Source organism: Photorhabdus tasmaniensis (assembly GCF_011189505.1).
Classification (GTDB): Bacteria; Pseudomonadota; Gammaproteobacteria; order Enterobacterales; family Enterobacteriaceae; genus Photorhabdus; species Photorhabdus tasmaniensis.
Genome location: NZ_PUJU01000008.1, coordinates 120,756 through 131,102, shown reverse-complemented (window position 1 = coordinate 131,102; position 10,347 = coordinate 120,756). Strand labels below are relative to the sequence as shown.

10 protein-coding genes, 3 tRNA genes and 2 pseudogenes are annotated in these 10,347 nt (G+C 38.7%); 6 read left to right on the top strand and 9 right to left on the bottom strand.

All coding sequences use genetic code 11. The features are described 5' to 3' along the window. The 9 genes and pseudogenes from C5471_RS05580 to C5471_RS25245 all read right to left on the bottom strand — a co-directional run. Window positions 1-79: pseudogene (locus C5471_RS05580) on the bottom strand (IS200/IS605 family transposase); the annotation flags it as partial. Between the two features lie 198 nt (window positions 80-277). Beyond that, window positions 278-1,567, bottom strand: a complete 1,290-nt coding sequence (locus C5471_RS05575; RefSeq protein ID WP_133815713.1) for a phage tail fiber protein — start codon at window positions 1,565-1,567, stop codon at window positions 278-280. Window positions 1,568-1,924: 357 nt separating this feature from the next. After that, complete coding sequence (locus C5471_RS05570) at window positions 1,925-2,545, bottom strand: tail fiber assembly protein (RefSeq protein WP_133815714.1); 621 nt, start codon at window positions 2,543-2,545, stop codon at window positions 1,925-1,927. Window positions 2,546-2,628: 83 nt separating this feature from the next. Then, window positions 2,629-3,041: pseudogene (locus tag C5471_RS25250) on the bottom strand (DNA-packaging protein); the annotation flags it as partial. 292 nt (window positions 3,042-3,333) lie between these two features. Beyond that, complete coding sequence (aqpZ, locus tag C5471_RS05560; RefSeq protein WP_133815715.1) at window positions 3,334-4,029, bottom strand: aquaporin Z; 696 nt, start codon at window positions 4,027-4,029, stop codon at window positions 3,334-3,336. Between the two features lie 364 nt (window positions 4,030-4,393). Then, the gene (locus C5471_RS05555) at window positions 4,394-4,831 is read right to left on the bottom strand and encodes a universal stress protein (protein ID WP_133815716.1); all 438 of its coding nucleotides are present in this window, start codon (window positions 4,829-4,831) and stop codon (window positions 4,394-4,396) included. 118 nt (window positions 4,832-4,949) lie between these two features. Then, entirely contained in the window at window positions 4,950-5,288 is a 339-nt protein-coding gene (locus tag C5471_RS05550; RefSeq protein ID WP_133815717.1) for a hypothetical protein, read from the bottom strand. A gap of 308 nt (window positions 5,289-5,596) precedes the next feature. Continuing rightward, complete coding sequence (locus tag C5471_RS05545) at window positions 5,597-6,025, bottom strand: universal stress protein (RefSeq protein WP_133815718.1); 429 nt, start codon at window positions 6,023-6,025, stop codon at window positions 5,597-5,599. Window positions 6,026-6,272: 247 nt separating this feature from the next. Beyond that, complete coding sequence (locus C5471_RS25245) at window positions 6,273-6,356, bottom strand: DUF2594 family protein (RefSeq protein WP_422630906.1); 84 nt, start codon at window positions 6,354-6,356, stop codon at window positions 6,273-6,275. Between the two features lie 434 nt (window positions 6,357-6,790). Between C5471_RS25245 and uvrY the strand changes: the two genes are divergently transcribed. The 6 genes from uvrY (at window position 6,791) to C5471_RS05515 (ending at window position 10,313) form a co-directional block, all read left to right on the top strand. Next, window positions 6,791-7,456 (top strand): UvrY/SirA/GacA family response regulator transcription factor, encoded by a 666-nt coding sequence (gene uvrY, locus C5471_RS05540; protein WP_133815719.1) that lies wholly within the window; start codon window positions 6,791-6,793, stop codon window positions 7,454-7,456. Continuing rightward, complete coding sequence (gene uvrC / locus C5471_RS05535) at window positions 7,440-9,272, top strand: excinuclease ABC subunit UvrC (RefSeq protein WP_133815720.1); 1,833 nt, start codon at window positions 7,440-7,442, stop codon at window positions 9,270-9,272. Before uvrY ends, uvrC begins: the two co-directional genes overlap by 17 nt. Window positions 9,273-9,329: 57 nt before the next feature. Next, window positions 9,330-9,878, top strand: coding sequence for a CDP-diacylglycerol--glycerol-3-phosphate 3-phosphatidyltransferase (gene pgsA, locus C5471_RS05530; RefSeq protein WP_133815721.1), 549 nt, complete (start codon window positions 9,330-9,332; stop codon window positions 9,876-9,878). 144 nt (window positions 9,879-10,022) lie between these two features. Next, window positions 10,023-10,098, top strand: a tRNA-Gly gene (locus C5471_RS05525). Between the two features lie 48 nt (window positions 10,099-10,146). Next, window positions 10,147-10,220 (top strand) — tRNA-Cys (locus tag C5471_RS05520). Between the two features lie 6 nt (window positions 10,221-10,226). Next, window positions 10,227-10,313, top strand: a tRNA-Leu gene (locus tag C5471_RS05515). Window positions 10,314-10,347: the final 34 nt, after the last annotated feature.

The window sequence follows — 10,347 nt, the reverse complement described above, 5'->3', positions numbered from 1 at the left end:
GTCTATATTTCGGCGAAAAGACGATAGGGTATTTACACAGCCACTTTGTATGCGCTGAGCTTTGTGCTTTAATGCCCATAAACACCTTTCCTTATTTGAGTTACGAATATTAGCTTGAACATCTATATCGTAACGGAAAGGTGTTTTTCTTGGTATAACCTTTGAACTCCACCCGCAAAGCGGGTGGTTTTATGTTTAAGACGCTAACGCGACTTAAACTGGCTAAAGCCATAATAAGATACAGGGCCATACGGCCCTGTATTACTACAATTTCAATTTACAACTCCAATTCATTACCATAAGAATGGGTATTCTCCATTTCTTGCTGTAATTTCTTTTGCTTCAACTTCCAAAGTGAATCTTCTGGCATTTGGACACGAATATTCAAACGACAATATTCGGGAATATCACACGGCTCTCCATCTTTGTAGAACACCTGTTTGCCATTGTCATCAATAGATTTGAGTCGCCAGTTCTGAAATTGTTCAGGTAAATGCATGTGCTGACGGTGGAAGGTTTCAATGATAATCGCGCCGTTTGGTTGAACCTGATCCTTAACAAAAATCAGTTCGAGATTATTGTTATCGTGAGGCACAGAAATACCACCCTGTATACCCCAGGCACCATCAGCGTTATAGCCCAAGATATTTGATATACGGTATATACCGACTCCCTCTTTTGTAACTTCTACCCCTTCAGCTTCTTCATTAGTTGAAAATGTGCCATCAGGGTAAATATCTACCATAGGGGAAGATATCTTGAGAAATCCATTAGCGTCCGGATTAGCGTTCTTATCGTCCCAAAATTTGCGTGTAAGTTTATAGCCAGCATTTATGCTATCTGTACGATATGTATCACCGCCATGCATAAAAACCAGCCTGTGGCTCCATACATCCGGTACCCCCTCGCTTGATACACCACTTTTATTGCTAATTCTTAACAGGACGCCATAATGATTAGGTGGCAACCCATATCTAGTCAAGAACGGCGCGTTGGGGACAAACCCAGAACAACCATTATATAAAATTTCCCCCCCATTCATCCAAGCATGACGCATTGCATCATTAATTGATGCCGCTCCCACATCCAATGCATTCAGACTGATATCCCCAGTCAATGGCTTCCCATTGATCTTCCGGGTATTAGGTACTCTGTCATTAATATTTTTATTCAATGAATTTATTATTTCTTGAGCCCATTTTTGTGTAACCGCTAATATGTCACTATTGCCAACGACATTGGTAAGCTGAACAACCCCTTTTTGTGTTAATGAGGCAGTTGGAATTCCTGTTGTAATTTTTTGTTGTAACGCCCGATTTAATTGGTCTGCAAGTTTGGCTATATCCCCATTATCCAGAACATCTTCGCCAGATTGTGTCTCAATAAAATTAGCTACGACAGCGGATATGGTTGACGATTGACGTAATACCTTATTTAGTAAATGAGTCGTAATATTTTCTGGTGGAAATCCTTTCTGCAACCTTTGATCGTTTTCATAGTCTGCTTGACTGATTACATTCGCATTATCACTAATAGAAAAAGCTTTAAAATCATTTTTTTGACTCATACACATTCCTTAAGTTAAATAACTAGCTGTTTTTATATAATAATCATTAATAAAAAATTCAATCCTTGACAATTAAAAATATATCAAAACCACTTATATTCAATATATAAAAATTATCTTCTCTTTCTCCTTCTATTTTTATCAAGGATAAATTAGAAATTAATAATAAAATCAATTTTACGGATCAAATGATATGTAAACACCCGGTCTTCAAAGAAGAAATTTCATGGAATAAACTATTCATAACATAGTGACAAGGCTCGTTTTTATACGAAACTTTGTTAAATCAAAGCGCTACCTAAAAAATCAGCGCTTTGTCAATAATCTGAGGATTGTAAAGCTTTAACGCTATTACTCTTACGGCTTTTCAGGCCAATTAATGTCTGGTGCCGATGAAACATCAACCCGATGCAGTAATACCAAATACTTTTTCCAATCTAGCAATAAAGTTTTTTCCGCTTCCGATGCCATTTCAGTTTCAACTGCATATTGCAATACAGTGATGGCTTCATCAGCTTGCCGACGGAAAATAATACGTTGTTGTTCAGCCTGTTTAATTTGACTGGCTTTTTGCGCTTCAATATCCGTTACCCACTTTTCGCCGTCCCATTGATCAAAATCAGTGGCGGGTTGCTTGAATGTCAATATTTCTGGCAATTCACCCAGGTCAATCACGTCTTGTTGTACGCGAGTTTGCGTGTTGTAAACGGTTTTACCTCGGTAGTTAGGTACGATTTCCCAGTGACTTCCGTCCTCACTGCGACGCACAGCCATATCATTAGAATCGGGAAGGTCTGGCTCATCCAAATAAGAATGCGTAGACAAACCTACACCTTCCGCAACATATTCGAAATCAGTCCCAGATAATTCTCTCGAATAGGAGTTAGCATAATAAACTTTTATCCAGCCGGCTTGAGTCGCTAATCCATCTTCACCTAATACAGCGGTTTCTGAATTTAAGATATATTCTTGTGTCATTATCATTCTGCCTTTACGATGTAGTTAAATGCAATATTACAAGGTCTTGTTTCATGACTTGTCACTGCTATTTCATTATCTCCCAGAAATGAACCTGTTAAATCTTGTAGAGCAGGATAGGCTTCAGCTAATTTCGGGTACTGTAATTTATTAAAAGCTGAACCGTTACATGTGAAATAGCTTTCCATTCACTTTCCGGGTATTGGGTACTTTACTATTAATATTTTCACCCAATGTATTTATTATTTCTTGGGTCAGTTTTTGTGTCACTGCTAATGTGTCATTATTGCCAATCTTATTTGTCAGTTGAACTAAAGTCAGCCACGACAGATGCTATTGTTGACGACTGTCTTAATACCTTATTTAACACATGATTAGCAATATTTTTTGGTGGAAACCCTGTGTGTAAACTTTGGTTTTCCGCATATCTTTCTTGACTGACCACATTCGCATTATTACCAATAGAAAAAGCTTTAAAATCATTTTTTGGATTCATATACCTTCCCAAAAATAAGTAACACTCTTTATAATAAAAATATTAAACTATTGTACAGGTGATTTATCTCAATTGACATCAATAATAGTCTAACTCATAAGATAAATAATGAAACATCCTTAAAACTAAAAGGATTAATTATTTCTATATAATTAGTAAAAAACAAATTAATTAATATCTGGCAATTATTATTTACTCCCCATTTATTCCTTGCTGTAACTTATCTGGAAACTCGATGAAAAAGGCCACGCTATAGCATGGCCTTAAAGCAAAGTAACTCCATTAGTAAAAGTCATTGTTTTTCAGCAAGCAGTAACCTGTAGATTACACCACCTACAATCCCGCCAATAATCGGCATAACCCAGAATAGCCATAATTGCTCTAAAGCCCAGGTATTCTGGAATATAGCAACAGCAGTGCTTCGTGCCGGGTTAACTGAGGTGTTTGTAACAGGAATACTGACCAAGTGAATTAAAGTCAACGCCAAACCTATTGCTAATGGCGCAAAACCCGCATAGGCTCGTTTATCTGTTACACCAATAATGACAATCAGGAAAATAGCCGTCAAAACAACTTCAGCAATAATAGCTGACTGAAGTGAAAATCCACCAGGTGAATGCTCACCATAACCATTGGATGCAAAACCACTGGCTGTTACATCAAAACCAGCCTGTCCGCTGGCAATAACATACAACACAGTTGCCGCAAGAATACCGCCTATAACTTGAGAAATAATATAAGGAATAATTTCTGCGGCCCTAAAACGTCCCCCCGCCCAAAGGCCAATTGTCACCGCAGGATTAAAATGCCCACCAGAAATATGCCCTACCGCATACACCATCGCCACAATGGTTAAACCCGATGCTAAAGAGACACCGACAAAACCAATACCTAATTCAGGAAATCCAGCAGCTAATACAGCACTACCGCATCCCCCGAAAACCAGAACGAATGTCCCAAGCAATTCAGCCGTTAGTTTTTTTAACATATTTTACCCTCACTCAGTTATCGAATAGAGTCACCTTACTGGAATTAACTATAGCCAATAAATAAAAATCACGCTTATTTTTGACATAACCACATAAGTTGCTGATTGATTAGATATATTTATTCATAATTCACTTTAAACACAATATTCAATGCAGAATTTGCCCTATCGGATCAACTTTTCGATAAAATATGGATAATTTAAAATCAATTATCTCCAGAATAAGCTCAACATTCTTTTTAAAATATAAAAATCCGGTGTAGAATATAGACACCGGATTATCACATAAGTATTGAATAGCTCAATATATATTAAACAATGGGGACAATACAGAAGATAGCCTTTTCACTACTAAATAAATAACTCACCTGACTACCAAAACTGAAATATTCGCATATCCGACAATGCCTGAGGCGTTTGAGCCTAATAAATGTGTCGAAATATTAGGTCGTCTGGAACCAATGATAATTAAATCGGCTTTAATCTCATTCGCTGTTGATAATACTTTGTCCCTTGGTGATCCAAAAGCGACAGAGAAAGAGACCCGCTCTTTTGGTAAGTCTATTTTTTCAGCAACTGTTGCCAGTTCTTCTTCTGATCTTGCAATAGATTTCTTGGCAAAAGAGTTGATCAAGTCATAATGATAACTATAACTAACTGAAAATCTCGGTACATCAGGAATGGAATGGAAAAGATGTATATTGGCATCAGACAATTTAGCCAAATACTCTGCATGTGCGATCGCTTTATCGGTCAATTCATCTTCTGAAATTTCCACCGGTACTAAAATAGTCTTGTACATATGCACTCCTATATTTATATACCAAACCGAACTACTTTAATAAGTATATAAAATATTCCATTATTTGCTGTGAGTTGTTTAACTAAATCAAACAAATTACTGAATAACTCATTTTTCATTACTCAGCATCAAGATGCCATTTGTGTAATATTCGGTGGATGAAAGGTGTTACAACAAGCCCTAAAGTAATCAAGAACACACTTTCCAGAAATAACCCATATATCGCAATAAAATATTTACCCAGCAAACTAACAGGAGCAGGATCTAACCCCTGTGCTCCAAGCATAGATAAGGCGTTGAGCAAAGACTCAGAAAATGAGTGCCCTTCTATCAGGTAAAACCCCAGCACACCCGGAATTATCCCAATAAAGAAAAATGTGGCCGCGATAAGGTAAAAACGCGTCACTCGCCATAGAAAATGATCCAGACGAATCAGTTTATCAGTAAATTTTTCCATAATTATTTCATCCGCAATAATTCTGCACAGTTACATGCAATCTCAATGAAAATGAAGCTAGTTAAAGCTTTATACTAAACAGCTTTAACTCATGGTAAGCCATACTAAGATGGCTTACCAATTTATCCAATTAAGAGCCCATCTCATTAGGGCTATTTTATTTACTACTTTGTCAAAAAGAGCGAATCACTCCTCACATATTCTGTGTACGCCCCAGTTTTCTGAACACTGTCTATGCTCACTGTTCATCCACAAGAATAGTCTGCAACAATTACACCTACTGGGATAGGCTCTAAATTTCAGCTATCTTACCTGATAACCAAAACAGATATTTTCGAATATTTGACAACGCCTGCTGCATTAGATCCTAATAAATGCGTTGTGATATTGGGTCTCCTTGAGCCAATAATAATAAGATCAGCATTAATTTCTATAGCCGTTGCAGTTATTTCGTCTCTTGGTGAACCAAATGCAATGGAATAGGATAGCTTATCATCAGGAATATCCATCGTATCAAGCAGGATTTTTAAATCACCTTCTGCTTTAATTGTCGCTTTATCCCTAATTTCCTCATATCCTAATGAATATGCATTAACAATCGCCGATGAGATTGGCAACACATGAAGTATATGGAGCTGCGCACCCGTTTCTTTAGCTAAAGACAGTGCATGCTTAACCGCTTTACTCGTTAGTTCATCTTCTGAAATATCTACCGGTACTAAAATAGTTTTGTACATATGCACTCTCCTATATTTACATACCAAACCAGACTACTACATTTAGTATACTCTATATCCTGTTAATTACGATGAGTTATTTAACCAAACGAAAACAGTGATAAAAAGAAAAAACGCTTATAAAATTAAAAATCAATCACCATGATAATAATAAATCTATTACTGTTTGTCATCAACGATTATAGATTAAGGATTTTTCACCTATCATGCCTGTTTATCTTTCCTTTCTCTATCGCGTTTTAAGAACCTAAGCCAACAACATTTTTAAATATGTCACTTCTGTTGCCAGGATTTCGGTATCGGACGATGAAGCCAAATCAATGTTACTCATAGCTGTTACCTACTTAAGTATTAATTACGTCATGAAAATAATAATTATACCGCATAATTTATCCCCTATTTTTATACATCCGGCAAATACATTCACAAAAAAAATGTTAATACATCGTTAAAATTATTTATTTTATCCCTATTTTCGTAGTTATTAATTCTATGATAATCAGAATATGCGGAATGTTATTGTTGTAAATAAATAATACATGTTGTTATATAAGATAATTCTCTTTTGTCTTTGATAGATATAAGTATAATATTCACATTCCTGATGAATTTTTGGGATAATTTATCTATTCTATTGTTTTATATAATTTTTACTAAAAATCAAAAAATAGATTATTGAAGTTCACTCTTCTGAAACAAATTTAATTCACAAGCAATATCAATGAAAGCTCATGTATGAGCATAGGGCCAGTTGGAGATACTTTTTTGATAAATGTTTTGTTAGTCGATGATCATGAATTGATCAGGGTTGGTGTAAAACGTATTCTTGATGACGTGAAAGGGATAACAGTTACAGGAGAAGTCAATTGTGGTGAAGACGCGATAAAATGGTGCCGAACGAATAAAGTAGATATTGTGTTGATGGATATGAATATGCCAGGCATTGGTGGCCTGGAGACAACAAAAAGAATCCTGCGTTACCATCCCGATGTCCGGGTAATTATGTTGACTATCTATACTGAAAATCCATTGCCGATGAAGGTGATGCAGGCAGGTGCCAGAGGGTATCTCAGTAAAGCCTCTACCCCCCTGGATATGGTCAATGCGATTCGTACGGTTAATGCCGGGCAGCGCTATATCGCACCCGATATTGCACAACAGATGGCCCTTAGCCAAATTAACCCACAGACAGATAATCCACTCAGTTGCCTGTCTGATCGTGAATTACAGATTATGCTGATGATCACAAAAGGACAAAAAGTGAGTGATATTTCTGAACAATTGAACCTCAGCCCAAAAACCGTCAATAGCTATCGCTATAGAATGTTTAGTAAACTCAATATCAGCGGTGATGTAGAATTAACACATGTGGCAATACGTTATGGGCTGTTCGACACAGAGAGTCTGTTAAATAGTGACGGAACAATTTGATTCAAAAACATTTTTAAAAACAGTAACCAGTCAGCCTGGTGTTTATCGTATGTATGACACCTCGGGAACGGTTATTTATGTCGGTAAAGCTAAGGATTTAAAAAAGCGGCTTTCCAGTTATTTTCGGGCGCAGGTCGCCAGCCGTAAAACCGAATCGCTGGTCAAAAACATTGCTCAAATAGATGTAACTGTCACACATACAGAAACCGAAGCGTTGTTGCTGGAGCATAATTACATCAAGCTTTATCAGCCCCGATATAACGTTTTACTGCGAGATGACAAATCTTATCCTTACATTTTTCTCAGCGCAGATAAACACCCGCGGCTGGCAATGTATCGGGGCGCTAAACATGCTAAAGGCGAATACTTTGGCCCATTTCCAAGCTCTTATGCGGTACGTGAATCATTAATCTTACTGCAAAAACTTTTTCCTATCCGCCAATGTGAGGACAGTGTCTACCGTAATCGCTCCCGACCATGCCTTCAATATCAAATTGGCCGATGTCTTGGACCTTGCGTTAACGGGTTGGTAAGTGAAGAAGAATATCAACAACAAGTTGATTATATTCGTCTGTTCCTTTCAGGCAAAGATCAGCAAGTTTTAACCAAATTGATTAGCCGAATGGAAGAAGCCAGCCAGCAACTGAAGTTTGAAGATGCTGCAAGATATCGCGATCAAATTCAAACCGTTCGTCAGGTCACTGAGAGACAATTTGTTTCAGGCACAGACGACGACCTGGATGTTATCAGCATTGCATTTGACGCGGGCATGGCTTGTCTGCATGTTCTGTTTATACGTCAGGGCAAAGTACTGGGGAGCCGAAGTTATTACCCTAAAATACCGGCCGGGACAAAACCCGACGAGATTGTGCAAACATTCCTTGGTCAATTTTATTTACAAGGCAGCCAAAACCGGACTTTGCCATCAGAAATCTTGCTGGATTTTGCTCTGCAAGAGAAAGATATTTTATCTGATTCTTTATCTGAAATATCTGGTCGAAAAATTCATATTCAAACCCGCCCTCGCGGAGACAGGGCTCGTTATCTGAAACTCGCCCGGACAAATGCAGCAACAGCGTTGGTTACCCGCTTATCTCAACAATCCACTATTCACCAAAGATTAGGATCTCTTGCTCATTTAGTTCAGTTGGCAAAAATTCATAGAATGGAATGTTTTGATATCAGTCACACTATGGGGGAACAAACTGTTGCATCTTGTGTTGTTTTTGACAGTAATGGCCCACTGCGTTCTGAATATCGGCGCTATAATATTAATGGCATCACGCCCGGTGATGATTACGCTGCCATGAATCAAGTATTGCGCCGTCGATACGGAAAAGCATTGGATGAATCAAAAATTCCCGACATTATTTTTATTGATGGCGGTAAAGGGCAGTTAGCTCAGGCAATAGAGGTATTCCAGTCTCTTGATGTTGAATGGGACAAAACACGCCCTCAATTGATAGGCGTTGCCAAAGGAAGTGATCGCAAAGCCGGGCTTGAAACGCTATTTTTCGCGGCAGAAGGTGAAGGTATGGCATTGCCACCGGACTCACCTGCTCTGCATGTGATTCAGCACATCCGTGACGAATCACATAACCATGCGATAACGGGGCACCGCCAGCGGAGAGATAAAGTGAAAAAAACCAGTACGCTGGAATCTATTGCCGGTGTTGGTCCAAAACGCCGGCAAATGTTACTGAAATATATGGGAGGGTTACAGCCTTTACGCAACGCAAGTGTCGAAGAGATCGCAAAAGTACCGACTATTTCCTATGCATTAGCAGAAAAAATCCATAATGCATTGAAACACTAGGTGCATTGATGCACCATACTTATAAATTCCACTATAGCCAGATAGTTAAGAAGCACTATGCAATTAAATATACCAACATGGCTCACCCTATTCCGTATCGCCCTGATCCCATTTTTTGTTCTGGCATTTTATTTGCCATTCAAATGGGCACCGATGGTCTGTGCCATAATTTTTGTTGTCGCTGCGGCGACAGACTGGTTTGACGGTTTTCTTGCCCGCCTTTGGAAGCAGACTACTCGCTTTGGCGCATTTCTTGATCCTGTCGCTGACAAAATCATGGTTGCTGCCGCATTAGTATTGGTTTCCGAGCATTATCATACATGGTGGATAACACTCCCGGCTGCAACCATGATAGCACGTGAAATTATCATCTCTTCTCTCAGGGAATGGATGGCTGAATTAGGAAAGCGCAGTAACGTTGCCGTTTCCTGGATGGGTAAGGTAAAAACGACAGCACAGATGGCGGCATTAATTGCCTTATTATGGCGCCCTAATTTTGAATTTGAACTGGGTGGATTCATATTACTTTATGTTGCTACAGTGATGACATTTTGGTCAATGTTTCAATATGTCAACGCGGCGTGGTCTGATTTGCGTGAAGCTTGATCTAAGTGACGTAAAAATCATCGAACAAACACCTCCTAACAATAATTGTGTTGACTCAATACGTGAAATAAGTAGAATGCAACGCATCGAACGGCATGTACGATTTACGAAAACAAATAAGTAAATCAGTCAGTTCGAAGCGATGCGGGAATAGCTCAGTTGGTAGAGCACAACCTTGCCAAGGTTGGGGTCGCGAGTTCGAGTCTCGTTTCCCGCTCCAAGTTACTAGTTAGGATAAATGATTGGTAACTTAATCGCTGATAAATAAGGCGCGTTGGCAGAGTGGCCATGCAGCGGATTGCAAATCCGTTAACCTCGGTTCGACTCCGGGACGCGCCTCCAAATTCAGCCCAGGTGGTGAAATCGGTAGACACAAGGGATTTAAAATCCCTCGGCTGTAAGGCTGTGCGGGTTCAAGTCCCGCTCTGGGCACCAAATAAAAACTTGCTGTAAAACAGTGAGTTAGGGA